This is a genomic window from Microcystis protocystis FBCC-A270, from assembly GCF_050500235.1.
In the GTDB taxonomy this organism is placed as follows: domain Bacteria; phylum Cyanobacteriota; class Cyanobacteriia; order Cyanobacteriales; family Microcystaceae; genus Microcystis; species Microcystis ichthyoblabe_A.
This window is the reverse complement of record NZ_CP191407.1, coordinates 3539074-3555212: the sequence shown is the minus strand read 5'-3', so window position 1 is coordinate 3555212 and position 16139 is coordinate 3539074. Positions and strand designations below refer to the sequence as shown.

15 protein-coding genes, 1 tRNA gene and 1 pseudogene are annotated in these 16139 nt (G+C 42.8%); 9 read left to right on the top strand and 8 right to left on the bottom strand.

Annotation, left to right across the window (positions count from 1 at the left end; all coding sequences use genetic code 11):
* Positions 1-102 precede the first annotated feature (102 nt).
* Positions 103-1650, top strand: a complete 1548-nt coding sequence (locus tag ACQY1X_RS17290; RefSeq protein WP_430014936.1) for an FAD-dependent oxidoreductase — start codon at positions 103-105, stop codon at positions 1648-1650.
* 248 nt (positions 1651-1898) lie between these two features.
* Here the strand turns inward: ACQY1X_RS17290 and ACQY1X_RS17285 are convergent, their stop codons facing one another.
* The gene (locus ACQY1X_RS17285) at positions 1899-3407 is read right to left on the bottom strand and encodes a helicase C-terminal domain-containing protein (protein WP_287636596.1); all 1509 of its coding nucleotides are present in this window, start codon (positions 3405-3407) and stop codon (positions 1899-1901) included.
* Positions 3408-3593: 186 nt separating this feature from the next.
* Here ACQY1X_RS17285 and psb28 point away from each other — a divergent pair, with 186 nt between their 5' ends.
* Positions 3594-3932, top strand: a complete 339-nt coding sequence (gene psb28 / locus ACQY1X_RS17280; protein ID WP_002755988.1) for a photosystem II reaction center protein Psb28 — start codon at positions 3594-3596, stop codon at positions 3930-3932.
* A gap of 83 nt (positions 3933-4015) precedes the next feature.
* Here the strand turns inward: psb28 and ACQY1X_RS17275 are convergent, their stop codons facing one another.
* Genes ACQY1X_RS17275 through ACQY1X_RS17250 form a run of 6 tightly spaced genes read right to left on the bottom strand, consistent with a single transcriptional unit; the run spans position 4016 to position 9031 of the window.
* Positions 4016-4534 carry an FKBP-type peptidyl-prolyl cis-trans isomerase gene (locus ACQY1X_RS17275; protein WP_002773862.1) on the bottom strand — a complete coding sequence of 173 codons (519 nt, stop codon included), beginning with the start codon at positions 4532-4534 and terminating at the stop codon, positions 4016-4018.
* A gap of 6 nt (positions 4535-4540) precedes the next feature.
* On the bottom strand, positions 4541-4864 hold the full coding sequence (locus ACQY1X_RS17270; protein ID WP_002746237.1) for a phasin family protein: 324 nt from the start codon (positions 4862-4864) through the stop codon (positions 4541-4543).
* 14 nt (positions 4865-4878) lie between these two features.
* The gene (locus ACQY1X_RS17265; protein WP_430013214.1) at positions 4879-6702 is read right to left on the bottom strand and encodes a phosphodiester glycosidase family protein; all 1824 of its coding nucleotides are present in this window, start codon (positions 6700-6702) and stop codon (positions 4879-4881) included.
* Between the two features lie 10 nt (positions 6703-6712).
* Positions 6713-7213 (bottom strand): type II toxin-antitoxin system VapC family toxin, encoded by a 501-nt coding sequence (locus ACQY1X_RS17260; protein WP_002803933.1) that lies wholly within the window; start codon positions 7211-7213, stop codon positions 6713-6715.
* The gene (locus ACQY1X_RS17255) at positions 7198-8745 is read right to left on the bottom strand and encodes a bifunctional pantoate--beta-alanine ligase/(d)CMP kinase (protein ID WP_430013213.1); all 1548 of its coding nucleotides are present in this window, start codon (positions 8743-8745) and stop codon (positions 7198-7200) included. The genes ACQY1X_RS17260 and ACQY1X_RS17255 overlap by 16 nt, the downstream gene beginning before the upstream one ends.
* A 13-nt stretch (positions 8746-8758) precedes the next feature.
* Entirely contained in the window at positions 8759-9031 is a 273-nt protein-coding gene (locus tag ACQY1X_RS17250; protein WP_430014935.1) for a hypothetical protein, read from the bottom strand.
* A 229-nt stretch (positions 9032-9260) separates the two neighbouring features.
* Here ACQY1X_RS17250 and ACQY1X_RS17245 point away from each other — a divergent pair.
* The 7 genes and pseudogenes from ACQY1X_RS17245 to ACQY1X_RS17215 form a co-directional block, all read left to right on the top strand.
* A pseudogene (locus ACQY1X_RS17245) lies at positions 9261-9401 on the top strand (DUF6883 domain-containing protein); the annotation flags it as partial.
* Positions 9402-9404: 3 nt separating this feature from the next.
* The gene (locus tag ACQY1X_RS17240; RefSeq protein ID WP_272104709.1) at positions 9405-9656 is read left to right on the top strand and encodes a DUF4926 domain-containing protein; all 252 of its coding nucleotides are present in this window, start codon (positions 9405-9407) and stop codon (positions 9654-9656) included.
* Positions 9657-9951: 295 nt separating this feature from the next.
* Positions 9952-10257 (top strand): CU044_2847 family protein, encoded by a 306-nt coding sequence (locus ACQY1X_RS17235; RefSeq protein WP_016516640.1) that lies wholly within the window; start codon positions 9952-9954, stop codon positions 10255-10257.
* Between the two features lie 9 nt (positions 10258-10266).
* On the top strand, positions 10267-11562 hold the full coding sequence (locus ACQY1X_RS17230; RefSeq protein WP_430014934.1) for a trypsin-like peptidase domain-containing protein: 1296 nt from the start codon (positions 10267-10269) through the stop codon (positions 11560-11562).
* Between the two features lie 134 nt (positions 11563-11696).
* On the top strand, positions 11697-14279 hold the full coding sequence (locus ACQY1X_RS17225; protein WP_430014933.1) for an AAA family ATPase: 2583 nt from the start codon (positions 11697-11699) through the stop codon (positions 14277-14279).
* A gap of 414 nt (positions 14280-14693) precedes the next feature.
* Positions 14694-15431, top strand: coding sequence for an HAD family hydrolase (locus tag ACQY1X_RS17220; RefSeq protein WP_430013210.1), 738 nt, complete (start codon positions 14694-14696; stop codon positions 15429-15431).
* A gap of 85 nt (positions 15432-15516) precedes the next feature.
* A tRNA-Gly gene (locus ACQY1X_RS17215) sits at positions 15517-15587 on the top strand.
* A gap of 59 nt (positions 15588-15646) precedes the next feature.
* Here the strand turns inward: ACQY1X_RS17215 and ACQY1X_RS17210 are convergent.
* Positions 15647-16072, bottom strand: a complete 426-nt coding sequence (locus ACQY1X_RS17210; RefSeq protein WP_069475149.1) for a lysozyme inhibitor LprI family protein — start codon at positions 16070-16072, stop codon at positions 15647-15649.
* Between the last annotated feature and the right edge of the window lie 67 nt (positions 16073-16139).

The window sequence follows — 16139 nt, the reverse complement described above, 5'->3', positions numbered from 1 at the left end:
GAAGGGAGCTTTTTTGAGTGTTCAGTCAGTGAACTGAAAACTGAAAACTGAAAACTGATAACTGATAACTGATAACTGATAACTGATAACTGATATAAGATTATGTCTTTAGTTGCATCTTTACTCGATCGAGTATCTCCTCAGAGTTTACAACAATTGCGAGCCAGCGATCGAACTTGGCAAGCTTTGCGTTTAGAAAATCCGCTTATTCCTACGGTAATTAATCAAAGTCAAGAATCTTTAGGAGAGACGGATTTTGATCTAGTTATTGCGGGGGGAACCCTGGGAATTTTTATCGGGGCTGCTTTACAAACTAGGGGCTGGCGTGTGGCATTATTAGAAAGAGGTATTCTGCGCGGTCGTGAGCAGGAGTGGAATATTTCCCGTTTAGAATTAAGCAGTTTTTTAGAGTTAGATTTATTGACCGAAGCGGAATTAAATCAAGCAATAGCGACGGAATATAATCCTGGGAGGGTGGGATTTTATCAAGGTTATGAGCTTTGGGTTAGAGATATTTTAAATATTGGTGTTGATCCGGTTTATTTGCTAGAGACTTTAAAAACTAAGTTTTTGCAAGCGGGAGGAAAGTTATTAGAAAATTCCGGGTTTAGCGGGGCAATTATTCATCCTGACGGGGTAATGGTTAAAACGGGAGAAATGACTTTAAAAACCCGTTTATTAATCGATGCCATGGGTCATTTTTCCCCAATTGCAAAACAGGCAAGAAAAGGAGAAAAACCCGATGGAGTTTGTTTAGTGGTGGGTAGTTGCGGTCAGGGTTTTCCCAGTAATGAAACTGGTGATTTGATTTATTCTTTTACCCCAATCTTGCACCAATGTCAATACTTTTGGGAAGCATTTCCCGCTAGGGATGGTCGGACAACTTATTTATTTACCTATCTTGATACCCATCCCGATCGCTTTAGTTTAGAATTTTTGATGGAGGAGTATTTAAGATTACTGCCAGAGTATCAAAAGGTGGATTTAGAAGCGGTAAACTTTCAGCGTTTTCTAGCGGGTTTTTTCCCTGCCTATCGTCAAAGTCCTTTAAAGATGCCCTGGTCAAGAATTCTGGCAGTGGGAGATAGTAGTGGTAGTCAATCTCCGGTCAGTTTTGGTGGTTTTGGGGCAATGGTTAGGCATTTAAAAAGGCTAACTTTCGCCATCGAGGAAGCTTTACAAATCGATGCTTTAAACCGAGAAGATTTAGCCCTTTTACAACCCTATCAACCGAATATATCGGTAACGTGGCTATTTCAAAAAACTATGAGTGTTGCCATGTCTGCTAACCCTAATCCCAATCAAATTAATGACTTAATGAGTGGAGTTTTTCGGGTAATGGATAAGTTGGGAGATGAGGTATTAAAACCGTTTTTACAGGATGTGGTGCAGTTTTCTTCCCTCTCAAAAACTTTGCCTTTGGTTAATCCTCAATTAGTTTTACCGATGATTCCGCAAGTGGGTATCAGTCCTTTTATTGATTGGACAGGACATTATTTTAGTTTAGCTTTGTATAGTGGTTTATATCCCTTAGCAACCAGCTTAAAACCTGTTTTAGAAAAGTTACCCGACAAGCAAAAATATCTTTATCATCGTTATTTAGACAGTTGGAAATATGGCTCTGGGGGAGATTTTATCAGTAATCAGTGATCAGTGATCAGTAAACAGTGAACAGTGAACTGATTACTGATAGGGTGCATCTCTTATTGGTGACATTCTCTCACATATTGGTGAGCAGCAGAAGTTATTCCAAGAGGGCGAATGCAATTCGCCCCTACAATAATATTATCGCGTCAATGGTAGGGGCGCACTGCGTGCGCCCAAATGTAATATAGATATTTCTACAAAATTGAGATGCACCCCATCTGATAACTGATAACTGATAACTGATAACTGATTTAATCTTTATCTTGAAAAAATTGTTGATCGAGATAATTAACTTTAGCATAGGGTTCTAAAGCGGAGAGAATTTGTCGGCCATAACTGCGAGCATTGACACGATTATCGAGGACAGCCACACAACCTTGACACTCCCGGAGAGACTGAACAGATTGCTGAATTTCTCTCACTGCTGTGGGTAAAAGATAGGCACGAAACCAGTCGAGATGTTGTCGTTTATAGTAGGCAATTTTGCCAGCAACAAGAGGATTTTCGGGGGAAGGTAAGGGTAAAGTAGCGATAATTAATAAACTGGGGGTGAGAAATTTTTCTTGATGGGTTTGCCAGAATTGCCAACCAGAAACCAGAATAGTATTACTATTAATCCCAGTTTTTTCCACTTGTACTCGCGAACCGTAATCGGCTGCGATTTGGGTGGCAATTTGTGCTTTGAGGGGAACATCTTCAATCAGAATTACTATCGGTTGTTCACTGGTATGATTAGCACTAACTAATTCCCGCACTTGCTTTAATAACATCGGTTGAAATTCGGGGGTATTGGGGGCGCTGATGCGATCGGGTAGATATAAATGAATATATTCACTTTCGCGATCAGCTGCAAACTTTAGAGTTAAAATTTCTCCGATACCTTGATTTTGACGGTATAAATTAGCGGATTTTTCGCTATCTAAAAAACTGCCGATTAAAACAAAGGGTTGCTGCTGCCAAATTGGTTTGAAAAAACTAGCCACCTCCAAAGGACTGATTTTTAGGGTAAATTCTTCTCGATCTCGATCTACTGATGTCCAGAGGAGATAATTATGCTCGGGGATTTTTGCCGCTAAAAGTTGCCAAACAGAATCAGTGGTTAAGTCTTGATGCAAGCGTTGCAGGAGAGCAATTATATATTCTTTTTCCTTGGCATCAATAAGATAGCAATTATAGGGATTAATGGGATGACCAAGAATACTTTGGCTAAGTTGTGCTTTAATTAAGTCTATAAACTCTCTATGCTGGGGATATGCTGACTCTAAAGCAGACCATTGTTCGGGAGTAATGGTGACGGTGAGATAATCTACTAGACAAGTTTCTAAATCTTCGGCTCGATCGATTATAGTGGGGATATTCTGGGGAAAATGACCGAGATTGCCCAATTTATCCTCTAACCATTGTTGGGGTGTGGTGAGGAGTAAACCGGTAAAATTAGCGGGAAAGCGATCGCTTTTGAGGATAGCTCGTTGAGTTTGTAACCATGCTTGCAGATGGGGGATTTCCACTTCTAACAGTAGGTTTACTTCCGACTCTGGAGCAACAATCAGAACAGGTGTATCACCCAAAAGAGCCGGGGTGAGATAACTGAGACAATAACGGGACAGAGTAGTTCCAGTTTGTATGAGAGAGGACCGTTTTAAGCGTAAAGCTCTAGCCACCAGTCGCCCCATAGTGAGATGATGAGACCAGTAAAAGCGTCCTTGTTCGCGTAAAAAAGCGCGTAGGGAAGAATGAACCGCTGCTTCTAATAAAACCATCTCATCTCAGTTATTGGTTATCAGTGGGAAGGGAGAGGTTTACAGGTGATCTTTCATCAGTCAAACCCACCCCCGCGAGTTTACCGTGGATACTTTAAGTTTATGGTGTCCCATCTGCTTTTTACTTGCGACTTGGTGTGAGATGATCTAGAAATGTCTATTTTATGAGAAGGATAAAGAAAAGTAATGGCAGAAATTCAGTTTTCCAGGGGGTTAAAAGAACCAGTTGTTCCCGATATCCGCTTAAGTCGCACTAAAACGGGAGAGAAGGGATCGGCAAAATTTTATTTTGATCAACCGACTATCCTCGGAGATCAACAAACCGAGGAAATCACGGGGATGTATCTCGTCGATGAAGAAGGAGAAATCGTCACCAGGGAAGTAAAAGGCAAATTCATCAACGGTAAACCCACGGCGATCGAAGCTACGGTTATTTTTAATTCTCCCGCAGAGTGGGATCGTTTTATGCGTTTTATGGAACGTTACGGTAGCGAAAACGGTCTAGAATTTACTAAATCTTCCTGATTTGGCCTTTAGCTTCCAGCAATCTGTCAAAAAACCCGCATTCAGGATCGATGCGGGTAGAAGTGAAAAATCAGAGGAAAAACCTATTTAACTCCCAACAATTCCACATCGAAAAGTAAAGTCGCGTTGGGAGGAATTACCCCACCGGCACCCCGCGCACCATAACCCAATTCTGGGGGGATAATTAAGGTACGCTGTCCACCGACTTTCATCGATGCGACTCCTTCATCCCATCCTTTGATCACTTGACCAACTCCAATGGTAAAGGTAAAAGGTTGATTGCGATCCTTAGAACTATCGAATTTTTTGCCGTCTGTCAGGGTTCCCGTGTAGTGAACAGTCACTTTTTGACCTTTTTGGGGAGTTTCTCCAGTTCCTTCCACGATATCGATGTATTTTAGTCCCGAATCGGTGGTAACTGCTTGATCTAAATCCATGGAGATGATTTCCTTATTAATAGTTTGAGTGATAGGGGGTGGATCGATTTCTGCGGCGATCGCATTGGCTTTTTCCCCTCCACCAAAGAGGGAAGCAACGATTAAAAATAAGCCACAAACCGCAATGATAGCAAAACTGAGCAAGATTTCGCGCATTGATTTCATAGTTCCCTAACGCCAGAGTTTATTCTCTAAGTCTCTCACCTGTCGTTCTAATCTATCAATCCTTCCCCGCAGTTCGTCCATTTCCGATTGTCGGGGAACCCCTAAATCCTGCAAAATCTGGCGAATATAGCGTTCTAAGTTGTTCTCGAAGCTCCCCTGTTCAGACTTCATCTGTGTCATCAGATCATCGACAAAGTTTTTAGCCTGATCAGAATTGATTTTACCGTCTTTGACTAATTCGTCGCTCACTTCTTTGATCTTTTCTGCCACCATGGAAGTGGTGCCAATACCCATCAGCAGCAATTGTTTAATCCAGTCGCTATTATCCATTGTTTTCACACCTTTCAAGGAGACGGGGATAAAAATATTCCTATTCCATTATGGACTTTTGCGGCGGTAACGGCAGAGCGATCGAGCAGATAACCCCCTAAGGTTATTCCAGTGGAACTACCCCCATCTAGGTTTAAACCGTCCTTTGCCGCCATTAACAGCAAAATTCGGGCTAATTCGCCTAAAGTTGCCCCCCTTCCCCCGACGCGATTATGGATAGCAACTAGCAAAATTTTTCCTTCTTGACTAACTGCGATCGCACTGCGGGAAGCTTGTTGATTTTGGAATGCAGGACTAAATTTTTCGGCATTTCCATCCAAAACTATGCGCCCATTCTGCAATAATAGGGGGCCAGCACCTAAAATCTGAGGATAATTAGCAAAATCTCCCGGTAGGGTGACGCTATCGAGGTTGACTGTCTCACCAATATTTAAATTAATATCTGTCTTTCGGCAGATGACTAAATAGCCATTTTCTGGTACTTCTATACTATCCTGTGGGGAAAGATTATTTAATTTCTCCGTTACGCGATCGCCTTGGACGACTAACCCGGTTTCCCGCTCGGTGAGGGGATGATAATTACTCCCCCAATCGCGAGTATAACGACTGCAGCCGGCTGTTAGGAAGGCACTATTTAAATGGGTTAGGGGAAAACGTTGTCCGGTGGCAGTAATGAGGGTTTCCTCTAAACTGAGGCGATCGATCCTGATTTTACCACGATTATCCCATGCGATCGCTCCTCGGTTTAAAATTGGTCCAGATAACCATTTGCCATCCACACGAATTGCTCCCAAAGGTAACTGATTATTACGATTAAAAAAGCCGCCATTAATCATCGCTACTGCGTTACTTTCGCTATTAATCGTGATCAGGGGATTAGTGCCGCGCATTGAGGTGGAATTAGCGGTAATTGGTTTAATAGTTATCTGAGGATTTCTGGGATCGATTTCTAACCAAGTCACGGGAAACCAATCTTGATCTAACTGAATATATTTTTGATTCCAGATTAACCCTGGTTGCCAAACAATGCGCTTTTCATCCATAGCATCGGGACGAGAATCAATGATAATTCGGGGAGGATTATCCACACTGCTGATCTGTAATCCGTAGGCAGTGGGAAGGTTAATTTTTAAACGACTGATCACCCCATTATTTTCTAAGGAAGTGATCTGAGTAGGTAAGTTATTATTAGAGTTTCCTAGATCATCTTCATCGTTATTTTGATTACTGTTGCTGATAGTTTGGGGTTGAAACCTAGAGATAAGGGATTGTTGGGCATTTCCTTCTAGAGTAATCACAGCTTCATTTTTTGCCTGACTAACTTGCCAAAAGGTCGGGCGATCGAGTTGAATAATAATCCTTTGTACTGCTCCATAATTTTCTAGCTGAATATCTTGAATCTGGGCAGCAGCAAAGTTAATAGTTAAACTATCGCCATTAATAGTGGTTGTTGCCCCCATTGTTAGTAAAATATCCGTAACATCCAGCCAGCGATCGGAATTGATCAAATTAGCCGATAAAGTTTGTAAATTAAACCAGTTTATCGGTTGCTTTTTTGGATCATTTGTGCTAAGAAAATCCATGCCGAATAATTGTCTTGCTCCCGTGTCACCCATGGCGATTCTGGTACTATTTGCTGATGTCCACTGTCGCCAAGAAACGGGCAAAGAACGACCATTAAGAATAATTTTTTTTCCCTGTTGCTGGTTTGATAAATCCCGAGAAGCTAAAGTTATTGGTGATCTATGATCGGCTAAAGATATAGCTGGACTGCCGATAATTATCAAGGAAGTTACCGTTAAACAGATAGATGATAAATTCAGATAATTTAACTTCATAAATATCTCCCTAAATCACCTTGTTTAAGGGGAAATTTGAGGATTTATATCCTTGGCAAGAGAGGCTAGAAGGGACTATATTTTTTTGATCGATAACCTCTAATAATTCTTCAGGTGTTACTACCATCGGTTTAGAGTTATATAGATAACTAGAGGCTTTTTTAAGTTTTTGATCATAGGTAACTAAATAATCACAATTAGCGGCACTACTTAAAATTAAAACATCATTCGAGTGTACCAAAATATTGCGAATATCTCTAGCATTTTGCCAATATTGATCAAGTTTTACTAAATCAAAATCCAAGATAGTCACCTTTTCTTGAATCCGATCGACTATTTCAGGATGATTACGAACTTCTGCCAAAAATAATAACTCTTGTAAAACGATCGCATTAATAGCAAGACAAACGCGATCGAGTATTTCTCGATCAAATAAATGCACACTGGCAAGATCTCCTCGTAGATAAGAAATCAAAACATCAGTATCTAAAAAAACTAGAGGCTTCTCCATTGATTTTCTTCTCCTTGATGATAAAGAGCAATGATTTTTTCTGTGACTTCTGTAATAGTGAGATGATCGGTATTAACTTCGATCGCATCTGTGGCTTTTCGCAGGGGTGCTAGGGAGCGATTACTATCCAAATAATCCCTTTTTTCAATCTCTTGGGTTAATTCTGCGAGACTAATACCCCCATTTCCCTGCGCTTCTAAGTCTTTTAATCTCCTTCTGGCTCTTTCTTCGGGTGTCGCTGTCAAGAAAATCTTTAATTCCGCTTCTGGGAAAACATTAGTACCAATATCCCGACCTTCCACAACTATTCCCCCCGATATTCCCATCTGTCTTTGCAGGGTGACTAACTGCTGTCTCACCGCTTTTTGAGCGGCAATTCTGGACACTTGCGAGGTAATTGCGGGAGAGCGAATCTCTAAAGTCACATCCTGCCCGTTAATCTTCACTATAGTCACATTTTCGGGACTATCGGCCGGGATTATTTCTATCTTCGCTAAAGATAATAACTCGGCGATGGCCGCTTCTGCGGACAAATCCAGACCGGAATTCACCACTAACCATGTCACCGCGCGATACATCGCACCGGTATCGAGATAGGTTAACCCCAATTTTTCCGCTACTAAGCGCGTTACTGTCGATTTTCCCGCTCCAGCAGGTCCATCAATAGCGATAACTGCCCGACGTTGACGCAAGATAATATTATCAATTAAACGGGTTTGACCGATCGATCCGGCGATCGCTAACAGTCCCCCTGTCTCGATCTGCTCGATCGGTTGTAAACTCTGGGGATGGACTAAATCCAGATACTGACAGCGAAATTCTGCTACTCTGTCGAGATTTTTTTGCACAATAGCCAGTAATTTTTCCCTTTGTCTTTCCCCTAAACGAAAACTTTCGAGGGCTAATTGCAAACTTTGGGCGATAATTGTCGCTTTTTCCCTTTCTGTGGCCGATAGATACTGATTACGAGAACTAACTGCTAATCCCGATGTTTCTCGCACTGTAGCACAAGCGCGAATCTCGATCGCTAAATTTAAATCCCTGACTAATTGCCGGATAATCGCTAACTGTTGGGCATCCTTTTCGCCAAAATAGGCGATCGTCGGTGCAATAATATTAAACAACCGCGTGACAATTGTGGCTACTCCCTGAAAATGTCCCGGACGAAAAGCACCACATAACCCGCTAGTCAGAGAAATCGGGGGAACAACTGCGGTTATCTCCTCAGAATCACCAATTCCTAAAGTTTCCGCACTGGGAGCAAAAATAGCAGCAACTCCCAAAGATTCACACAATTGGCGATCGCTGTCAAGGCTGCGGGGATAGCGAGAAAAATCCTCTGTGGGGCCAAATTGTAGAGGATTAACAAAAATACTGACCACAGTTACCTCCGCTTCCGTCACTGCGCGTCGAATTAGACTAGCATGACCTTTATGGAGAGCGCCCATGGTTGGCACGAGGGCAATACTGTGATCATGGCGATAATCAGCCAAAAAAGTGCGTAAACCGGGGATTGTTGTGAATATTTGCACAGGGTTCACTCCTTTAATAGCCTATTCCACTACTATTCGCCAGGGGATGCTGCCCGATGATCAATTCGGCTGCTTCCGGGGAATCGGCTTTAAATAATAACATCCCATCGCCTCTTTCTGTCCAATAACTCGTTTTTGTCTCCCGTCCTGACTTGAAAGAGGGTGTAGGGTGTAGGGTGTGGGGTGTAGGGAAAGAAACCTCTTTCATCTGTGGGGGTGAAAATTTTTTCATCGGGACTGACTTGATTAAACGCTGCATATATGCTTGTTTAACAAACCGGGGCATAATTTTTTTCAGGACAATGACTGGTGAGCAGCCCGACAATTATATAGATTAATGGCAAAAAAAACTTGACAAAATCTCTCGATTTGACCTATACTTTCTAGTATAATGGGAATCCGTGCCGAAATATATATAAGCCTTTTTAGTCCAGACTATTTCAAAAAACTTTCTGCAATTACAACCCCAAAAAAAACTTGAAACAATATCAATTAATACACTTGATCGGTGAATCGAATACGGAACCTTCTATAGAGTCGAGGGGGAATTAATCAGCAGTAATCAAGTTCCCCTATCCGTTGTCACGATTTGGCTAAAACGAAACCTAGATCATCAATTTCAATTTATCACCCTCAAACCCCGAAAGGAAAAATAAAACATGGCGCAACTATACGAAGAAGTGACCCTAGCCCGCGACGTTCCCGAATACAATCTTAAGCAGGGTGATTCGGCGATTCTTGTTGATATAGTTGCCCATCCGAAGGGGGGTGAGGAAGGATATGTTTTAGAACTATTCAACGAAGTAGAAGAATCGGTTAACGTCGTCATTGTCCCGAAATCGGCGATTGAAGAAGAGGAAAAAGAAGGTTCTTCGTTACTTGGTATGGTTCGATATAGGGGCATAAATTGACTAAATCCTTATATGGCAAGAGACTTAATTGATTAGTTTGTTCTAGAGCGAAAACAATTGACAAAAATCGCAGCAATGTCTGTCTCTATCGGGGTTTCATTCCTTATAACCCCCTCTATTGCATAACACAAATAGATTAATGGCAAAAAAGACTTGACAAAATCCCTCGATTTGACCTATACTTTCTAGTATAATGGGAATCCGTGCCGAAATATATATAAGCCTTTTTAGTTCCGCTATAAGTTTGTCCGAGAAGCAATCGAGAAAACCATAAATGGGTCATTGAAGGAGCCTTATGCCAGAATCTAAATATGAGATTATTTCAGTTAAAGTTAAAGAAAATGTCACCATGTTAGTGGAAGCGAGAAGTTTCGGTGGTGAACGGGAAGTATCCGATCAAATATTTGACTTTCAAAGTGTGGCTGATACAATTGAGGCAGTTACTGAATCGATCGCTGCTACGATAAGTAAAGTGCAGCCCAAAAAGGCCACCGTAGAATTTGGGGTAGAAGTCAGGGTAAAATCTGGTAAACTAACCGCTTTAATTGTGGAAGGTGAAGGAAAGGGAAATTTAAAAATTACCCTAGAATGGGGAGGATAAATTGATTAAATGCTTACCCCGGAATCTCTACCTCCGTACACTGTCAGGTTAAAGTTAATCGATGCGTCAGGAACAGGCTTTTTTGTGGGACAAGGGTTAATTTTGACCTGTCTTCATGTGGTAAAAGATGCGCGGGATAATAACGAGACTATCGAGATAATTTGGCAAGGTCAAATTTCTGGGGCTAAAATTATCGACTTACCGAATCTAGACGGGATCGATCTGGCTCTTTTACAATTAAACTCGTCTTTAGATCACAAATATGTCGATTTTGATCACGATTTACAATTAACAGATAAATTATACACTTTTGGCTATACCAACGATTATCCGAACGGTGATCCTAGTGACTTTGAGTATATAGGTTTAACGGGGGATGAAAACCCCCTAATCAAGTTTAAATTAGGGCAAGTACAACCCGGTTTTAGTGGTTCACCGCTTGTAAATTTACGCACGGGGAAAGTGTGCGGAGTGGTGAATATAACCAGAGATGAGTACAGTGATTTAGGAGGAAGAGCGATTCCAGTTCAGACTATTTTTAAATATTTTCCGCAATTACAACCCCAAAAAAATGCCCATAATCCTTTTAAACCCACTTCCGGAGGTATTAAAGAAATTCAGCAGATTTTTGGCCGGGAACAAGAAATTAAAGATATTTTTGAGGTTTTAAATTCCGGCAGTAGTGCTGCTATTATCGGGGAAAGGGGAACGGGAAAAACCACCCTGCTTTGGGGAATTTACCATCAAGCAAGGGAGTATTTACTTAGTCATCGACAACCCTTGTATCTAAACTTAGAAGGATTAGCAGGAGATAAGGATTTTTATTATGAATTATGTCATCAGATTGGTATAGATGCGAATTACGATAAACCGCTCAAAGGAACTAGATTAACTAGGGAATTAGAAAAACACAAAATCCTGTTATTATTGGATGTGGTAGATAATATGACTCAAAAATATTTCAGCTATCAGCTTAGAAGTCAATTAAGAGAGTTAGCTAATCGTCCCGATCCACCTTTAAGATTAGTAGTAGCGGCTAATCGTTCCCTTGATGTTTTATTTCCTGATAACAAAGGAGGTGATTCACCTTTCGAGGGAATTTGTCAACAATTTCCGATTAAATTATGGGATGAAGCTAAAATTAAAGAGTTTATTAGTCATCGTCTAAGTCAAACTGGAGTGACTTTTACTGAGGAGGAAATAAGTTCTCTTGTTAGGCAAAGTCAAGGAAAGCCGCGAGAGGTGATGCAAAATTGTTTTAAACTTTATCAAACCAAAGTCAATAACTCAGCATCCCGAACTTAGGTTATAACTAAACAATAAGTTGATTTAATTTTTGGTTTGATCCCCCCTGCCCCCCTTGATAAGGGGGGTGTTTGACAGTTAACACCTAACTACTTAATAAACCATCACCGGGTAAATAGCTAGAGATAAAAATTATGAAGGAAAGCACCGTCCCCAGAATTAATCTCGCTCCTAAACTCAAACGCGATTTATCTTTATGGAATCCCTTTGATTATCTTTTGCTGTTGTACTGGGTGTTTTATTTTCCCCAAGCAGTGCGCTGGTATGTGGAAACGAGAGGCGGCGGCGATAAATTCCAAGAACAGAAAACATGGCGCGATAAAAGACAATTTCTCCGCGACCATCCCGTACAATTGCGTCTAGGGATTCAGGGTCTTCTCTTAACTGTAATTACCCCTCTCATTATCTGTAGCATAGCGGCAAATTTAGGACTTTCTGTTAATTGGGTGCGCGTGGTGTGGGGCGTGGGGGGCGGCGTGTACTTTGTGGTGTTGGGCGTGGTGTCCGGCGTGGTGTCCGGCGTGGTGTACGGCGTGGTGTACGGCGTGGTGTACGGCGTGGCGTTGGGCGTGGCGTTGGGCGTGGTGTACGGCGTGGTGTCCGGCGTGGTGTCCGGCGTGGTGTTGGGCGTGGCGTTGGGCGTGGTGTTGGGCGTGGTGTACGGCGTGGCGTTGGGCGTGGTGTTGGGCGTGGTGTCCGGCGTGGTGTCCGGCGTGGTGTACGGCGTGGTGTACGGCGTGGTGTACGGCGTGGTGTTGGGCGTGGTGTTGGGCGTGGGGTTTATATTCGCCTTTTTCCGTCTTGATAATTGGCTAATCGGGCTTTTGGCTGGTCCCCAAGGGCGACTTTTTCCCCGTATTACCCTTCTACCGCTGCCGGGGTTAACCTCGACTCTACAACAATGGTTACAGCAAGACTGGGAAACGGCTATTAATAACCTCAATCAATACCTTCGGTACAGCCGCCAGTTTATTCCTGTCCTTGTCGCCGTTAACCGCGTTTTATCGCAATTCCCAGAGGCAGAAATTATCTATCGGGTGTCCCGTCTGGCAGAAAATCCCTCCGATTGGCAATTGTTAAAATATGCGTCCGCGAAACTGTTTTCTTTTCCTCTCAGCAAAATCCGTCTCGATACCCCTGCTCGCGCCGCCGCCGCCGGTTTTTGGTATCTTCACCAACAGGACACCGAAAAAGCCGAAAAAGCCTTTGCTGTGGTACGTTCCCTTGCCTACGGGGAAGAAATGTATAGCCTCGCCCAAACTTTACACCGATTTAGTCAGGCAGCAACTCCCGATAGTATCGCTTCCCTGGAGGTTGCCCCCATTGCCGCAGAACCGTCATTACGTCCGCAAACTTGGCAAGCTATCAGCAGTTTAAATCTAGTTATCACAGAAATGGCTTTAGTCCAGAGAAGTTACTCCCAACAGACCAGATCCCTCGCTCTTAATCGGATTATCGGGGAATTAAGGGATATAGCCGGCCAACAGGCGGCCAATTTACCCCAAGCAGAAAAAGAATTAATCCTTTCTATCGCCGAAAAATGGGCAGAAATTAGCGCATCCATCGCGGGAACGGTGGGAACGGTAACTATTACCCAACCGATTCCTAATCCCTACATTATCGGTGATCCGGTGATCGGTAAACGCTTTGTTGGTCGTGAGGATATCCTGCGGGAACTTCAGTCAATGTGGTCCGGAGATAACCTATCCTCCGTGGTTCTCTATGGTCATCGTCGCATGGGTAAAACTTCGATTCTACGCAATCTGGAGGCATATCTTCCACCAGATGTGTCGGTTATCTACATTAATTTACAGCGCTTGGCCACAGTAACCAGCCTAGCCGAAGTTCTCCTGACTATGGCTGAGGAAATCGCCCAAACTTTGGCAATTGATGCCCCAGAAGAGGAAAAAATCTCCCAACATCCAGAAATGTATTTTAATCGTTATTTAGACCGTCTGATGCGCCAGATTCTGCCGGAAAAAGCTAAAACCGGTTTAATTATTGCCCTCGATGAGTTCGAGATAATTGAGGATTTAATCGAAGCGAATACCCTCCCCCGGAATTTCCTCGGCTATCTGCGTTCCCTTGTCCAGAGTAGTCCGCGTCTAGCTTTTGTTTTTGCCGGATTACATACCCTAGAGGAGATGACTGCCGATTATTTTCATCCTTTTTTTGGCAGTATTTACCCGATTCCGGTCAGTTTCCTCTCTCCTGAATCTACTCGCGTTATCCTCGCTAATCCCGTTGGGGAAGACGAGGATTTTCCCCTAGACTATACCCCATCCGCTTTGGACAAAATTTATCAACTTACCCACGGTCAACCCTATCTAGTACAACTGATCGGCTTTCATCTGGTACGTTTTTATAATAAACAGGTCTTTGAGTTGCAACGTCCCCAAGATATTCGTTTTCAGGTGGAAGATGTGGAAAAAGCCATCGATGCTGAGTTTTTCCAAAGGGGGAATTATTATTTTACGGGTGTCTGGAAACAGGCTAAACAAGATGCGGCCGGACAACAGGAGATTTTAATAGTTCTTTCTCCCCATCTGCAAGGATTAACCCGGGCAGATTTACTGTCCAGCACCGGACTAACTGCCACAACTCTCGACCGGGCCCTAAAAACCCTTGAAAATCATCATGTCATCGAATGCCAAGACTCTCGTTATCGGATTGCTGTGGAATTATTCCGTCGTTGGGTATCGGAAACAATGGCCTAAGGGACTTGCGCTTTAATAATGTACCTTTTGGGCGAACGCAGTTCGCCCCTACATTAATGTACCTTTTGGGCGAACGCAGTTCGCCCCTACATTGTGGACAAAATCCGTTACTGTAGGGGCGCAAAGCTTGCGCCCTCCGATCGGTTGGGATATTATTCCCACGCAGGTCCCTAAATTCTTTTGTTATATTTTTGGCTAATATCTCAGCCCCAAATAGGGGGGTTACAGGGCAGCACGGATTCCCACTATAACAAAATAATAGAGCAAATCTGGGAATTTGTCAAGGCCTTGGCAATTTTCCGATTAAAATTGTTTGTTGAGATGGGGTAAGGGGCAAGACCCGCCAGGCTCCGACGAAAAACTTTAGTATAATCAAGAACACTGAGTATTTATTAGCTTTTCTGTCTAAGATTGATGTTAAAGGCTGTTCTGTTCGATTTTAATGGGGTGATCATCAATGATGAACCAATCCATCAAGAGTTAATCAATGAAATCTTGCTCGGGGAAAATTTGCTGCCCCTAGGGTCGGAATTTGCGGAGTTATGTCTGGGAAGAAGCGATCGCGTCTGTTTGCGTAATGTTCTCACCCGTCGCGGTCGTCAAGTAACCGAGGAGTATCTGACTAAGTTAATTAACAAAAAAGCGAGTTTATACCGAGAAAGATTAGAAAAATTAGAGAAACTTCCTATTTATGAAGAGATATACTCTTTTTTAAAACGGGTTAAGGCCAGGGATCTACAAATCGGTTTGGTGACGGGAGCAATACGCTCGGAAGTAGAATCAATCTTGCAACAGGCGGGCCTTGGGGATTACTTTAGTGTCATTGTCACTGGTGATGAGATCAGCACCAGTAAACCCCAACCGGATGGTTATTTACTGGCCGTAGAAAGATTCAATCGTTGGAATTTTAATCTGCAATTGCAACCCTGGGAATGTCTGGTGATTGAAGATACTTTTGCCGGTTGCGAAGCGGCAAAAAGAGCGGGAATGCAGGTGGTGGGAATCGCTCATACCTACCCCTTCCATTTTATGCAGAGAGTGTCCAACTGGGCGATCGATAATTTCTCCCAACTAGACCTCGATCGCGTGGAGAAAACTTTTAGCCAAATCGGGGATAAAAAGGAGCGATCGGGATTTTTAGGCGATCTATGACCATCTAGAGGCGATTCACAAGCTGAAAATCCCTACTTGCAAAAATCGGCAATTCGTGTTATGCTAACAAAGCTACTGAGAAAATGCGGGTGTAGTTTAGTGGTAAAACCCTAGCCTTCCAAGCTAATGATAGGGGTTCGATTCCCCTCACCCGCTTAGGCTGTTGTGCAGTAAACGTCTAAGGAATTATCGGTAATATCAACGGCGATTCTGACTTAGAGATCGCTATCTTCTAAATATCTTTGCAAATCTTTGGTACGCTGCTCGGTGACATTTGCCAAACAAAAACCGTAAATCATGGGAGCTAGAGAGCCTCCCTCATAGGCACTTCTTTCAAATTCGCAACTGCTGTCTCTAAACTTAATCCAAGCTTGTTGGGCGCTAATTAATTTTTGTTTGCGAGCAGCTGACAGTTTTGGCAGTAGTTGTCGATAAACTTGATTTAACTTGCGATCGGCGTTTTGATAAGCGATGCTGGCACAAATGTTCATTTCGCTTTGAGTCTGGGGATTGTTACAGTTAGGACGTTGAGCTAGTTGCAAGTTTGTCGCTGCAGATGTGGGACTGGCAATGCTAGGGGTAGCCATCCCGACAGCAAACAAACTTGCTATGCTTAATACGGTTAGCAAAAACTCGCCCATGCCTACTTATTTTAATGACGGTAAGAAGAAGATAACAGAAATGCGATCAAATCGACCATAACTTTTC